This is a genomic window from Undibacterium sp. JH2W (genome assembly GCF_049340425.1).
Taxonomy (GTDB): domain Bacteria; phylum Pseudomonadota; class Gammaproteobacteria; order Burkholderiales; family Burkholderiaceae_D; genus Undibacterium.
In genome coordinates this window covers 370,518-383,454 of the sequence record NZ_JBMPOT010000003.1, presented here as the reverse complement: position 1 = coordinate 383,454, position 12,937 = coordinate 370,518, and the positions used below count along the sequence as shown (strand labels likewise).

Genomic DNA, 12,937 nt, shown 5'->3' with positions numbered 1-12,937 from the left:
CTTTTCATTCTTGAATCTGGCGGCGATACCATGTACTATTCAGCCTTCAGTTTTTGGGCTGCCAAACATCAGTTTTGCCAGCCATGAACAAGACTGTCCATAGCTCAGTTGGATAGAGCACGAGCCTTCTAAGCTCGGGGTCGCACGTTCGATTCGTGCTGGACAGGCCAATAGATACCAAGACTTAGCCCAGATTAAAAATCTGGGCTTTTTCTTTTTTGACGTCATGTGACCACTGGTAACCCGATTTGTCCTATCCGTAGATAGTATTTGCTTGGATGGCAATATCTAGAATTTCCTTGATGCTGCCTTACTGCACGCCCTTGCGCTAAAACAAGTTTCACGGCTTCTTCCTGCAATTCCGATGCGTATGTCTTTTTTTTGTGTTTCGTCATTTCTCCTGATCGTTTATTTTAACCAACAAGAGTGTCCGAAAAAGTCTGGATGCCTCAAAAATACGGTAACTGGATTGTTACTCCAGTGCTTGAAGAACCGAATTGATAATTGTATCGACGTCAGCATTTGGATTGGATGCAACGTTACGTAACCATCTCTGGCCTCCGATGGTCGTTTGAGACGTGGAACCTACAGGCAATCGATCGTAGAGCCGGTTAATCGATTCTATGTCGTACGGACGCCAAACTACGATGCCAGTTTGCGGTGGGCAGAGAAGCTCAATTCGAGAGTCGTTAGCCACAAAATCCGCGAATCGATTAGCCAGCTCCATGCAGTGTTCGATGCGTGAGGCGAGACCATCTCGTCCCCACGCAAGGAGAGTCGCAAGCAGTGGGATGGCTGTTGCCCCGTGCGAACCGAGAACGCCAACATTTGGTGTCGCTAGATACGCGCCACCAAAGCTGACAGCAGCATGAGCTTTCGCAGCATCGCGGAACAGCACCAGCGCCGATTCCTTTGGTTGGAACAGCAATTTATGTGCCGAAATTGAGATCGAATCTGCTCGTTCAATGCCAGCAAGCCGGCTGCAATAGTGTTCACTGAACATCAGGGGGGCAGCCCATGCGGCGTCCACGTGGGTCCACGCAGCACGACCTACATGGTCCAGGGAATCGAGTGCACCAGTACTGGTTGTGCCTGCGGTCAGCACCAGAGCGGACTGACTCAGGTCTGCGGGTAGCGCTTCGAATTGAATGGCACCAACCGAGTCAACGGGTATCTCGTGATAACGCATCCCAAGCAAATGAGCAGATTTCGCTATCGACAAATGAGAGGACTGTGATGCCACGACCTCCTTCACGCCCGTGCACTCGCGAGCTGCCCAAAGGGCGGTAAGATTTGACACGGTCGAACCAGGTGTCATATGCCCACCATTCATGCCAAAACACGCCGACAGCCACGCCACGACACGCGCCTCAACCTCCCGCGCTATTGGTGCAGTTGCGGGATGGAGCAAGTTTTGATTGAGCGAGGCGTTCCACAAAGTCACGGCCCAAGTGATCCAGGGGGTTGGGGGATCCATATGAGCAAACGCCGTAGGGGCACCCAAGTGCGAAGCACCGTTGAGTACTACGGAGGCAAGTAATTCGAGCGTAGCTTCTGAACCGAGTCCTGTTTGTGGCCAAGCGTCAGGCCAATTAGCCTGATTGGGAGCCAACCGTTCACTTTCAATTAACAGCTTGAGTGCTCTTTGAAGTCCAGCATGATCTGCGTTGAAGTCCTTGTCCATACAGGCATAAATCCTTTTAATGATTATATTCAATTTGTTAGCAGTAGCTAATTGCCAGTCTGCGCTACATCCTATCCTAATGTCCGATTCCCTGTTTAAATTGCATCAGGATAGAGTGCGCCAGTCTTCTTTGCGTACTTTGCATACCCGTAGTTGCAAAATTAAAGACCCATGTATTCAACACTCCGCTTGATATCGTTGCCCAAAGGGCTGTCTCAAGATAAAGCCGCTTTTTTTTTACTATTTTGTGTATTTTTTGATTTTCTTCGTTTTTATTATGCAGTGTGCTGCTTTGCTCCATTTCCCAAAAAAATACCAGCCAGTCGCTCAGCGATTTGATTTCGACCGTGAGCCGATTACTACGCTTACATTCATACATTTTCTAGGAGTAGAATTGTCGTAGTGCAAAACCTGGCCCCTTCTTTGACCTCTTCTTTTGGGGGGATTGATGCACTTTGGCAGTAATACTGTAACGGCTTGCGCTGGATCCTCGCTAAAAACCGCTGGAATGACGGTTGTGAGGGTATCGCCGTGAGTATTGACATGCGTTTTTGACCCTCGCCATTAAGCTCGCTATCGTCTGCAATGTGCAAAGATAGTCGCAGACCCACCCAGGTCTCCCCCGACAATACCGCAAGTTCAACAAAGCTATACCTCCCATCCATCCATGGTTTATTTGAAAAGAAATAGGGATACTGCGTGCGCCGCAGGCTGCTTATTAATTGAGCGGTGGTGGAATACAACAACCGGCTTGCTGCGCAGAGTTGCCGAGCGTGGCATTAACTATATGCAAACATGGATGAAAAAATGACTATGCATTTTAAGACCCTGATCACCCTGGCCAGCGCTGCGATGTTGCTGGCTGCTTGCGGTGGTGGCAGTAGTAATAATTCCAGTAGTGCTACTACTACCACGCCTGCGGTAGTGGTGCAGACACCGCTGATATTGACCGGGGCGGCCCTGCAGGCAGAAGTCGATAGATTTCGTAAAGACAGTGGTTACCCTGGCCTGTCGGTGACGATAGTCAATCAGGACAAAATAGAAACCGTCGTCAGTGGCGTGCGTGAAATCAATACCAGCAAGACTGTGCTGGCCACTGATTATTTCCAGATGGGTTCGCTGACCAAGGCAGCCACATCGACCATGATCGCCCGTCTGGTCGAGCAAAAAAAGATACGCTGGGATAGTACCGTAGCAGAAATTTTTCCAGAATGGCGCACACAGATGCGACCTGAATTTTTAACTGTCACCCTGGAACAGATACTGCACCACCGCTCAGGCTTGCCGCGTGAAATCAATGACGCCACCGCTGCCAAGGCGATACCTTTATTGACTGGTAATTCAGTGGCCGACCGGCGCGCACTAGTGGGACTGATGCTACAGGATGCGCCCGAATTTACGCCCAACAGCAAGATGCAATATTCCAATATCGGCTATACCCTGGCGGGCCTGATGGCAGAAACGGTGGGTGGCGACAGCTATGAAAGCCTGATGCAAAAAGAATTGTTCGGGCCGCTCGCCATGAAGGCTTATTTGGGCTTCCCTGAAGATAAGGGCCCCAATAATAATGTCGGCCATACCCTGGTGTCAGGCAGCTGGAAAGTTACCGCACCGGTATACGACCCACGTTATGCCTATTTCATCAATGCCGCAGGCGGCATGACCCTGACCCTGGCCGATTATGGTATTTTCTTGCGTGAAAATCTGCGCGGCCTGCAAGGACAAAGCAGCTATCTCAGCAAAGCCAGCTTCATTGCGCTGCACACGCCGATTGATGAATACGGCCTGGGCTGGGGCGTGGTCAATTTACCGCAACTCGGTAACATCAGTACTCACAATGGCACCGAGCTAACCTATTACTCCGCTACCTACCTCATTCCGAGCAAAAATGTGGCGATTGCGGTGACCTGCAATTGCTATGATACGAGCATCATCCCGACTGTAGACAGCTTTATTGCCTCTTTGATGAGTCCTCTCAATACCAAATAATTTTTCAGACCCAGGGATACGCAGATATCCCTGGGCTGCCCTGGCAAGATCATCTCGCCCAGTCCGGCACCAGATCCTTGCCACTGATTTTCTTGTACAGTCCACTGGCGGCATCGTAGCGGTATTCCTGTTTGCCATGAAGCTGCTGGGCGGACAGTTCAAAGCTGGTGAAGGTGTCACCATCGTTATCGCTATTGGGGTCGCCATCCTTGCCAATTTCTTTATGGCTATAGATTTTTGCGCTGCCGTCGATGAGCAAATTGCCTGGCCCATTCTTGCCCTTGGCGATGCTCCATTTGCTTTTGAGTTCAAAGCATTGTCGTGGCGGATTCTCTGTATCCATGTCATTGAGGCGTACGCGCTGTTTTTTCCCTATGGGCTGGCGCATGCGTTCTTCGCAGCCATTGCTGTTGGCGGTGCTCATGTCAAGCAACACGTCATTGTCTTTGAGCATGGGGCTGATACCTTGCGCGTCGAGCTTGAACAAGGCCATGGCCAGCATCTCTTGCCCCATGCCGGAATTGCTCCAGTCCACTGCCAGCACTTGCTGTCCTGGTGATACTTCTTGCAGGTGATGCGCGCCAAAATGACCAAACGCGCCTAGCCAGGCAACTTGATCATCGCGTTTTTCCAACTGCCATACGTCAGCTTTGCGTTTGAACCAGTAGGCACCGAGTATGCCTGGCGTTGGGTGGCCAGCTTCTATCGGTTCGGCGGCGACCAGCAACACGGCACTGTCATCAGACAGGCGCACGACCTGCATGGGCCGCAGTGAGACTGGCATAGGCTGATCTGCTTTGTCCTTCTTATCTATCTTGATCTGCGGATGGTCTATGCTGCCCTGCTCAGTCCAAAGCGGGAAGACAAATTTGGTCATGGCATTGGCGTCCAGGCTCGCGACGCCTTGCGGTTTGCTGCAAGCGACCAGACAGGCAGCCAGGACAGCTACTGCCATCCTTCGTTGATAGGGTCTGTTAAGTATTTTCATAAACAAGATATTAATTGAAATGATTGGCTGCGATTTCGTTAAAAGCGTTTGGCGGGTCGTTAGATATAGTATCGTACGACGGTGTGGCATTCATATAAGTCTTCAAAAAATTTGCTTGCCATCAGCGTATCGACGGCAAACATAAATAATGAGGTTTTAAAATATTTGTCTCCTCTTCATAATCAAGGTAAATTAATTTACGAATCGGTAACTCGTGACGTTTTGAGTTTGCATTAGTACTTCCTCGTTTATCAGGGAAGGATCACCTGGAAGTTGCAGCGTGATATCGTCAGTAAGGCCGTCGTATATTTTACGCAGGGGTTGCAGCCAATACCGGTAAGCAAAAATTCAAGCTAGATTTGCGATTACTTACCTATTCTGAAATTGATGAAAATTCTTGAAAACTTCCCTTGGCATGAATGAAAAATTTTTTATGAAAAAAATTGACTTAAAGCTTTTGGATGAAATTTTTCATCGTGCTGAAGTAGCGTCTGAAATTTCTGGACATGAAGCTCATGTTGTGGAATTGCTGGAAATATATCTCGCGTGTAAAGCAGAGCATGCCAGAGCCTGGGGGCTTTATGGCGTTGCCTTACGAGAGCTTGGCAGGCATAAGGATGGTCTGGCCGCCTTGACGCGGGCTTACGAGCTTGCACCAGAAAATTATAAAGGCTACATTGCCATGCAAATTGCGGTGCTGATCAAAGAGTATCGATCTCCTGGAGAGGCGTTGGCTTGGTTTGAAATGGGCTGTACATATTTAGGTGCTGAATCTGGTTGGCCCTGGGTCTTGAGAGGTGAAAATTTAGTTTGCCTGGGTGAATTTGATGAGGCAATCACCTGCTTTGAAACTGCGCAGCTTGGTGAACATAATCATAAAGATGAGGCGCTATACAATCTAGGTCTGGCTTATCGGGCTAAGGGGGATTATAGAAAAGCGAGTATTTGCTTTGAAGAGGCGATACAAATTACGCCCAACTATGAATTGGCTATAAATGCTTTGAATGGTATGAAAAAATTAGATGAAGCGCTGAAGTTGGCATTAGCAATGCGAAAAATCATTCACAAGGTTCATTAATAAAAAAAGCTGCGAGAGTTTTAAATGACTGTTTCAAAGATCCATCTGTTGATACCTGACAAGAATAGTCAGGACTTTCAATCTCTATCTACTGACCTTTATTTAATCAATCAAGATAGTTGGACTCTTACCAGGAATGTGGAGCTTGGCGGCGTTTTTGTTGACTATATTCGGGATGCATGCGGCGTCATTTTGGGAGTGCGCTATTGGTTGATGGATGAAGTGAGTTTTGATCGTCATCGGGTGTTTACATTTTTCTTGCATGATTCCCGGTTTTTTTTTAATCAAACAGATTTTTTTGTGGATATACTTTTTGATGAAAAAAGTATTGCTGATTTTAAGAAAAATTTATTGTTTGTGGATAGTGCGCAAGATTTTGGTCGTGATAGTGTCATTACAAATGGCAAGAAATATGGCATTGCCTTTGAAATTGATGCGAGGGCTGCTTCGGGTTGATAAAGGTAGTTTTCGACGGAATTGGCAATTTTGCGTAAAAAATTTTTAGCAGCCTGCTATAGGCCAGAATGCCGTGATGAATGGTGTTTGTCCAAGAAAATAGGCCATGCTATAGAGGTGACGCTTAGTGTCATGCATTTTTAGTTGGTAGATATCCTGGGGCCAGTACAGCATTTTTTACCTTGTCTAGCACGCTGATGTTCGCCAGTTTTAATCTGTAGCTGGCTTTATCCAATTGAGCTTCTGGCGAGCAATCGACTTGCCATTGACGCAGCACATAGCCAGCCACTGCCGCCCGCAGTTTAACTTCCAGTTTACCGTTTTTCATGCCGTAGTCGCGCATGATGGAGCTGGGGTGAGGGTGGGCAGGGTGGGGGTGCAGTTCTATGTTCACCATGAGCTGCCATTGTTCGTCGGCTATCAGTTGTTCATGTTCTTGCACGGCGTGGCGTGCATCTTCATTTTTGATGGGGCTGATATTTTCCATGCGTGTCAGAACCAGGTCGCGGAATTCTTGTTTGTTTCTGTCGTAGGCGCGCACATGCCAGCGCAGGCCGGAATCTACCAGGGCCAGGGGGACGATTTCCCTTGGTGACAGGCCGGTCTTCATGGAGTGGTAGCTCAGGGTCAGTGTATATTGCCCGTGGATGGCGCGGGTCACTGTTGCCAGGTCTGCCAGCTTGGGCTGGTTTAACCGGGCTGGCACATCGTGAGCCAGCAAATTCTGACCTATGCTGGCTTCACCATCGCCAAAGCCTGAGCACAGTGCTGACATGACTCTCTCAGCCTGGTGCTGGAACAAGGGCAGGAAACTGTCGCGATAGTGATACATCTTGCCTTCATAGGTGGCATTGTTTGGTGCCAGTTCTTTGTAGAGCACCAGGTCGCGGGTACCAGCGGCCGAGGCGATGCCAAATCGTTCCATCACATCCTTGCGCGTCACTTTACCTAAAAACCAAAGGCGAAATTCGATGAAGGCCAGGCGTTCGCGCTGGGCGGCGGGTAATTCAGTGAGTTGGCTGTTTTGCATGGTTTTGAGAAAATGCTTTAATAAAAAACATTTTATCATCGAATCATTTTGATGCTATCATTTATATGAGATCAAATTGATTCGATTGTGTTTGATGCGCAAATTGTTGGGCATCTAGAGAAAGCAAAGGATAGTCATGAGTCTGATACAGCAACTGCCGTCGGGGCCGCTCGACATTATTGGTGATGTGCATGGTGAATATGAAGCGCTTGGCCATCTCTTGAAACATCTGGGCTATGAGGATGATGGTAGCCACAGGGAGGGGCGCAAGCTGGTCTTCGTTGGGGATTTTTGTGACAGGGGGCCCGATAGCCCGGCTGTGCTGGCCCTGGTTGAGCGTTTGGTCAAGGGCGGCAAGGCGATGGCGGTATTGGGCAACCATGAAATGAATCTCTTGCGTGGCAGCGCCAAGGATGGTTCGGGCTGGTTTTTTAATGAGCGGCAAGCCAAGGATGAACCCAAGTATGCGCCATTCCAGCGCCTGGCTGAGGAGAAGAAGGCCGCTACCATTGCATTTTTACTGTCCTTGCCCATTGCTCTGGAGCGCGAAGACGTTCGTGTCGTACATGCAGCCTGGCAAGATGAGCATATACAAGCAATACGTGATTTACCTTTAGGCAGCGTAATTGAGCATGATGAACGCTGGAATGCTGAAACAGATTTGCTGGCTGGAGAATTGAATGCAGCAATGCAGAAGGAGTTGGCGAGTTATCCCCCGGGCTTGGAAGATCCCAGGCAGGAACCGCCCTTCATGCCTGCTCATGCGCAGCATGATGTGATGATACAGATGCGTAATTCTCTGCGGGTGCTGACTTCAGGTGTCGAGCGCGAATGGCATTCCACTTTTTATTCTGGTGGTAAATGGCGCTTTGTCGGTCGCGTGCCATGGTGGAATGAATATGAGTCGCAAGTGCCTGTCATCGTCGGGCATTACTGGCGCCGGTTTTCCTCATTTGACCGTGCGCAAGTCGGCAAAGGAGATGCCGATTTGTTTGAGGATACCAAACCCAGTTCATGGCATGGCAAGTATGGCAATGTATTTTGCGTGGATTTCTCTGTGGGTGGACGATGGTCGGCGAGAAAGAAGAATCCGCTCTCAGTCTCAACACACTACAAGTTGGCAGCCTTGCGCTGGCCTGAGCGTAGTTTGCAATTTGATGATGGTCATGTGCAGTCTACAGATTCGTTTCAGCTTGCCGGGAGCACGGTTGAGTGAATTGATTCACTGATTCACAGCGCTGTGCCGGGTTTCAAGCTTGATGGAATGCCCCCCTTGAATCGGGCCATGATGTCAAGTTGCTGTTGCTTTTCGTCATCAAGGCTTCATTTGCGCTACCCCTGTTTCAGGCTATACTTTGGACAAGCATTACCTCTTATTGCGCTGGGAATTTCATCATAATTCCTGATAAGCAAAACCGGGGTGCCATTATTCATGGCATTTTGCAGCAGGGTCTTTCTGAGGTTTCTCATATTAAAAACATAAAAATCAGTATGCATAGAGTTATGAGGATGAGGCCTTATCTTCTTCATCCTCCTGCCTTGAACTGATTCCAACTTTTGTCTTTTTCGGATACCCAGGAAAATGTATGAATCAATTATCACGTTTGAAGATTAGCAGTCGCCTGGCTGTGGGCTTTGGTTTGGTGATTTTGTTTTCTTGCGGCTTGCTCATCCTGGGTTTGTTCAGGTTAAGCCAGCTACAGGCATCGACTGACTATATCTTCAATACCAAGGTCGCCAGCCTGGATGCCGCTACCGATATGCGTGAGCAAGGGCGTGCGCTGGCTCTGGTATTGCGCAAAATGACTGCGCCCAGCGACATGGCTGAGGCTGAGCGCGAAACCAAAAAACTGGCAAAAATCCTTGAAGGATATGATGCTTCTGAGGCATCTGCCAAAAAACTGATTGATGATAAAGAGGGAAAAGATACCCTGCAAAACTCGGTAGACCAAAAGCGCCAGGTCCTTGCTATTGCCAACAAGATCAAGGGGCTGGTTGCTGAAGGCAATTATTTTGATGCGGCCTCAGTATTGCAGACAGAATTTAATGCCCCCAATGAGAAATGGATGTTGTCCCTGGGTGAACTGGCACAGCAACAGCATAAAGCCATGAAAGCCGCCTATGATGAATCGCTGACTAATTATAAAAGCGCAAGATTGGGTATGCTGCTGATAGGTGTTTTGACGATAGTCATAGGCTCACTTGCCGCCTGGCTGATTGCCAGGACCATCGCCGGGCCGATCAAGCGCTCGGCCATCATTGCAGACCAGATTGCCAATGGCGATTTGAGCAAACCAGTTGAAGCTAGCGGCACAGATGAAATTGGTGACTTGCTGCATTCACTGAAGATGATGCAGGAAAATCTTTTGAACACGATTTCCCAGATCAAGACAGGCACAGAAACCATCACCGTCGCCTCGCAAGAAATCGCCAGCGGCAATGCAGACTTGTCGAGCCGGACAGAATCGCAAGCCAGTTCACTGGAAGAAACTGCCAGCTCCATGGAAGAGTTGACCAGCACAGTCAGGCAAAATGCCGACAATGCCAGGCAAGCCAATCAACTGGTGGTTTCTGCTTCTGGTGTAGCGGTCAAGGGTGGGGCAGTGGTTGGCCAGGTAGTCAGTACCATGGGTTCGATCAAGGAAAGTTCACGCAAAATTGTCGACATTATAGGCGTCATTGATGGCATCGCCTTCCAGACCAATATCCTGGCCTTGAATGCGGCGGTGGAAGCGGCCAGGGCAGGTGAGCAGGGGCGTGGTTTTGCTGTCGTGGCAGCAGAAGTGCGCAACCTGGCACAGCGCAGTGCCAGTGCAGCCAAAGAAATCAAATCCCTCATCAGTGACTCGGTAGATAAGGTTGACCAGGGGAGCAAGCTCGTCGATGAAGCAGGCAAGACCATGGATGAGATTGTCACCAGTGTCCAGCATGTAGCCGACATCATGAGCGAGATCACGGCCGCCAGCCAGGAACAAAGTTCAGGCATAGAACAAGTGAACCTGGCGATTACACAAATGGATGAAATGACGCAGCAGAATGCGGCCTTGGTAGAGCAGGCAGCCGCAGCGGCAGAAAGCATGGAAGAGCAAGCGGTGGCGCTGGCAAAGGCGGTCAGCGTATTTCAGTTGCCATCGACCATGCAGGCTGCAGATGCTGGCCCGCAAGCGCGTCGTTTCACGCCCAGGCAGTTGGGTAATAGAGGGTCATAAGACCTTGCCAGGGTTCATCAGGTTTTGCGGGTCCAGTGCAGTCTTGATGGCTCGCATCATCGCCATTTCCAATTCGGATTTATAGAGTTTGATTTCATCCCGCTTCAACATGCCTAAACCGTGTTCAGCAGAAATCGATCCTTTGAACTGGTGCACCTGGTCATGGACGATGCGGTTGATGGCAGGCTGTTGCAAGATGAAATCAGCATCGCTGCTACCCGCTGGGGCTGAGACGTTGTAATGCAAATTGCCATCCCCCATGTGACCAAAGCAGACGATCTGGCAGCCCGGAAATGCGGCTGCTAATTCTGCATCAGTGACGTGGATGAATTGGGGGATTTTCGACACCGGGATGGAGATATCATGCTTGATATTCTTGCCTTCCCTGGCCTGTGCTTCGGAAATAGATTCGCGCAGCTTCCATAAAGACTGGGATTGACTGATGGATGTGGCGCAGACAGCATTTGCTGCTTGGCCATCATTGATCGCCTGTTCCAGTACTTGCTCCATCAATGCGATGGCATGGGTTTCTGATTCATGATCCGACATTTCCAGCAAGGCATAATACGGAGGGGAGGGATGAGAGGGATGATTGCCTTCAAACGGGTGTTGCAATTGCGGAAAATGTTTTAACACCAGTTGCAGGCTGAAGTCAGAGATCAATTCAAATGCTGTCAACGTCGGTCCCAGCGCGTGCTGGCATAGCCTGAGTAAGTCCAGGGCAGCATCGGCATTATCGAGTGCTGCGAATGCGGTAATTTGTGCGCGCGGCTGTGGAAATAATTTCAGCACGGCTGCAGTGATGATGCCCAGCGTGCCTTCTGCGCCTATGAACAGGTCACGTAAATCATAGCCAGTATTATCCTTGCGCAAACTACGCAAGCCATTCCAGACTTCGCCCTGGGCAGTGACGACTTCCAGCCCCAGGCATAATTCCCTGGTATTGCCATAACGTAGTACTGCCGTGCCGCCAGCATTGGTCGACAGGTTGCCACCTATGGTGCAACTGCCTTCAGAGGCCAGCGACAAGGGAAATAATCTATCCTGTGCAGCGGCTGCCGTCTGTACGTCGGCCAGCAGGCAACCTGCTTCTACTGTCATGGTGTTATTGCTGACATCCACGGCCAGCACACGATTCATGCGCTTGAGAGAAATGACGACGGCGGTGCCAGACTGGTCAGGTATGCTGCCCAACACCAGGCCAGTATTGCCTCCCTGGGGCACGCCGGCGATTTGATGCAAGGCGCAGAGTTGTACCAGTCGTGCCACTTCTTCTGTCGATTGTGGTAACAGCACCGCAATCGCCTTTCCCAGATAACGCTGACGCCAGTCCGTCAGATAGGGATATTGCTCTGATTCTTTGGTCAGGACAAAGTCACTGCCTACGACAGCGCTACAGGCAGCAAGAAAATCGGATGTCATGATGTCGCCTACAATCTCATTCCGCGGCCGCTTTTGCTTTTGCCAATGCCTTCGCAGCTTTTTTCAAGGGACGCAGATACAGTATAATGCTCAAAAAGAAAAGCATGGACAACGCAACTTCTACATATGCCAGGGCCATGGACAAAGCTGTGCGGTCACTATAAGCCCTGACTATGCCTTCTGTAAAATATAGCCAGATCAGCATGGACGACCATTGCATGGTGTAGTTGTCACGCTTGAGTACACCGCGCAAGGGGATCAGCAAGGGCAGGGCCTTGAGTACCATCCAGGAGCCGCCCAGGCGCAGCGGTGCCAGCAACCATTCCCAGGCTATGCACAGCACAAGCAAGGCGATCAAGCTGGCAGAGGCCAGCAGATAGTATTTTTTTTCTGGTGTCGCGCTACTCATGCCATAGCCTGCAATTTTTTGCTGGTTTCTGCCAGGCGTTTGCCCAGGGCGATTGCCAGTTTGCGGCTGTCTTCAGAGATAGCTTGCGCCCCATCCTGGCCTGCCCAATGGGTTGCGCCATAAGGGCTGCCACCGGTTTTGGTGGTCATCAGTTCAGGCTGGCTATAGGGCAAGCCCAGCATCAACATGCCGTGATGCATGAGGGGCAGCATCATGCTCAGTAGAGTCGATTCCTGGCCACCATGCATGCTGCCGGTGGAGGTGAAGACACAGGCTGGTTTGCCCGTCAGGGTGCCGGATAGCCAGTCGGCTGCCGTACCATCCAGAAAATACTTCAGGGCAGCAGCCATATTGCCAAAACGGGTAGGGGAGCCCATCGCCAGTCCGGCACAGTCCTTGAGGTCAGACAGTTCCACATAGGGCGCACCTTCGGACGGGACCTCAGATGCGGTTGCTTCTGCCACGGTGGAAACGGCAGGCACGGTGCGCAGGCGGGCATTGCAACCAGGTACGCTTTCTATACCCTGGGCAATAAATTCTGCCATTTTTCTGGTATTGCCATGTCGTGAGTAAAATAAAACTAAAATCGTGAGTTCTTGTGTAGTCATGCTTGTATTATAGAAGTCTTTTTTCCTGGTCTCTGGTTAAAATCGAGGCATTTATCTCTCTAGC

12 protein-coding genes and 1 tRNA gene are annotated in these 12,937 nt (G+C 49.9%); 6 read left to right on the top strand and 7 right to left on the bottom strand.

Annotated elements, in window-relative coordinates; all coding sequences use genetic code 11:
* Window positions 1-93: 93 nt before the first annotated feature.
* A tRNA-Arg gene (locus tag ACO0LC_RS06215) sits at window positions 94-170 on the top strand.
* A gap of 302 nt (window positions 171-472) precedes the next feature.
* Here the strand turns inward: ACO0LC_RS06215 and ACO0LC_RS06210 are convergent.
* Both ACO0LC_RS06210 and ACO0LC_RS06205 read right to left on the bottom strand, forming a co-directional pair.
* Window positions 473-1,684, bottom strand: a complete 1,212-nt coding sequence (locus tag ACO0LC_RS06210; RefSeq protein ID WP_423001702.1) for a pyridoxal phosphate-dependent decarboxylase family protein — start codon at window positions 1,682-1,684, stop codon at window positions 473-475.
* Between the two features lie 76 nt (window positions 1,685-1,760).
* Window positions 1,761-2,063: a hypothetical protein gene (locus ACO0LC_RS06205; protein WP_423001700.1), complete on the bottom strand. Its 303-nt coding sequence runs from the start codon at window positions 2,061-2,063 to the stop codon at window positions 1,761-1,763.
* A 428-nt stretch (window positions 2,064-2,491) separates the two neighbouring features.
* Between ACO0LC_RS06205 and ACO0LC_RS06200 the strand changes: the two genes are divergently transcribed.
* Complete coding sequence (locus ACO0LC_RS06200; RefSeq protein WP_423001698.1) at window positions 2,492-3,673, top strand: serine hydrolase domain-containing protein; 1,182 nt, start codon at window positions 2,492-2,494, stop codon at window positions 3,671-3,673.
* Window positions 3,674-3,722: 49 nt separating this feature from the next.
* Here the strand turns inward: ACO0LC_RS06200 and ACO0LC_RS06195 are convergent, their stop codons facing one another.
* Window positions 3,723-4,628 carry a hypothetical protein gene (locus ACO0LC_RS06195; RefSeq protein WP_423001696.1) on the bottom strand — a complete coding sequence of 302 codons (906 nt, stop codon included), beginning with the start codon at window positions 4,626-4,628 and terminating at the stop codon, window positions 3,723-3,725.
* A 430-nt stretch (window positions 4,629-5,058) separates the two neighbouring features.
* Between ACO0LC_RS06195 and ACO0LC_RS06190 the strand changes: the two genes are divergently transcribed.
* Together ACO0LC_RS06190 and ACO0LC_RS06185 are read left to right on the top strand one after the other, a co-directional pair.
* Entirely contained in the window at window positions 5,059-5,739 is a 681-nt protein-coding gene (locus ACO0LC_RS06190; RefSeq protein ID WP_423001694.1) for a tetratricopeptide repeat protein, read from the top strand.
* A 24-nt stretch (window positions 5,740-5,763) separates the two neighbouring features.
* Window positions 5,764-6,195, top strand: coding sequence for a hypothetical protein (locus ACO0LC_RS06185; RefSeq protein WP_423001692.1), 432 nt, complete (start codon window positions 5,764-5,766; stop codon window positions 6,193-6,195).
* A gap of 130 nt (window positions 6,196-6,325) precedes the next feature.
* Here the strand turns inward: ACO0LC_RS06185 and ACO0LC_RS06180 are convergent, their stop codons facing one another.
* Window positions 6,326-7,225 carry a WYL domain-containing protein gene (locus tag ACO0LC_RS06180; RefSeq protein WP_423001690.1) on the bottom strand — a complete coding sequence of 300 codons (900 nt, stop codon included), beginning with the start codon at window positions 7,223-7,225 and terminating at the stop codon, window positions 6,326-6,328.
* A 136-nt stretch (window positions 7,226-7,361) separates the two neighbouring features.
* Here ACO0LC_RS06180 and ACO0LC_RS06175 point away from each other — a divergent pair, with 136 nt between their 5' ends.
* Window positions 7,362-8,441, top strand: a complete 1,080-nt coding sequence (locus tag ACO0LC_RS06175) for a metallophosphoesterase (RefSeq protein ID WP_423001688.1) — start codon at window positions 7,362-7,364, stop codon at window positions 8,439-8,441.
* A gap of 370 nt (window positions 8,442-8,811) precedes the next feature.
* Complete coding sequence (locus ACO0LC_RS06170; protein WP_423001686.1) at window positions 8,812-10,434, top strand: methyl-accepting chemotaxis protein; 1,623 nt, start codon at window positions 8,812-8,814, stop codon at window positions 10,432-10,434.
* Here ACO0LC_RS06170 and ACO0LC_RS06165 read toward each other — a convergent pair.
* Genes ACO0LC_RS06165 through wrbA form a run of 3 tightly spaced genes read right to left on the bottom strand, consistent with a single transcriptional unit; the run spans window position 10,429 to window position 12,873 of the window.
* Window positions 10,429-11,856 (bottom strand): FAD-binding oxidoreductase, encoded by a 1,428-nt coding sequence (locus tag ACO0LC_RS06165; RefSeq protein ID WP_423001684.1) that lies wholly within the window; start codon window positions 11,854-11,856, stop codon window positions 10,429-10,431. The genes ACO0LC_RS06170 and ACO0LC_RS06165 overlap by 6 nt on opposite strands.
* Window positions 11,857-11,872: 16 nt before the next feature.
* Entirely contained in the window at window positions 11,873-12,265 is a 393-nt protein-coding gene (locus tag ACO0LC_RS06160) for a DUF2069 domain-containing protein (RefSeq protein WP_423001682.1), read from the bottom strand.
* The gene (gene wrbA, locus ACO0LC_RS06155) at window positions 12,262-12,873 is read right to left on the bottom strand and encodes an NAD(P)H:quinone oxidoreductase (RefSeq protein ID WP_423001680.1); all 612 of its coding nucleotides are present in this window, start codon (window positions 12,871-12,873) and stop codon (window positions 12,262-12,264) included. The genes ACO0LC_RS06160 and wrbA overlap by 4 nt, the downstream gene beginning before the upstream one ends.
* Between the last annotated feature and the right edge of the window lie 64 nt (window positions 12,874-12,937).

Coding starts and splice junctions, on each gene's coding strand:
- ACO0LC_RS06210 (WP_423001702.1), bottom strand. CDS start 1,684: ATGGACAAGGACTTCAACGCAGATCATGCTGGACTTCAAAGAGCACTC.
- ACO0LC_RS06205 (WP_423001700.1), bottom strand. CDS start 2,063: ATGTATGAATGTAAGCGTAGTAATCGGCTCACGGTCGAAATCAAATCG.
- ACO0LC_RS06200 (WP_423001698.1), top strand. CDS start 2,492: ATGACTATGCATTTTAAGACCCTGATCACCCTGGCCAGCGCTGCGATG.
- ACO0LC_RS06195 (WP_423001696.1), bottom strand. CDS start 4,628: ATGGCAGTAGCTGTCCTGGCTGCCTGTCTGGTCGCTTGCAGCAAACCG.
- ACO0LC_RS06185 (WP_423001692.1), top strand. CDS start 5,764: ATGACTGTTTCAAAGATCCATCTGTTGATACCTGACAAGAATAGTCAG.
- ACO0LC_RS06180 (WP_423001690.1), bottom strand. CDS start 7,225: ATGCAAAACAGCCAACTCACTGAATTACCCGCCGCCCAGCGCGAACGC.
- ACO0LC_RS06175 (WP_423001688.1), top strand. CDS start 7,362: ATGAGTCTGATACAGCAACTGCCGTCGGGGCCGCTCGACATTATTGGT.
- ACO0LC_RS06170 (WP_423001686.1), top strand. CDS start 8,812: ATGAATCAATTATCACGTTTGAAGATTAGCAGTCGCCTGGCTGTGGGC.
- ACO0LC_RS06165 (WP_423001684.1), bottom strand. CDS start 11,856: ATGACATCCGATTTTCTTGCTGCCTGTAGCGCTGTCGTAGGCAGTGAC.
- ACO0LC_RS06160 (WP_423001682.1), bottom strand. CDS start 12,265: ATGAGTAGCGCGACACCAGAAAAAAAATACTATCTGCTGGCCTCTGCC.
- wrbA (WP_423001680.1), bottom strand. CDS start 12,873: ATGACTACACAAGAACTCACGATTTTAGTTTTATTTTACTCACGACAT.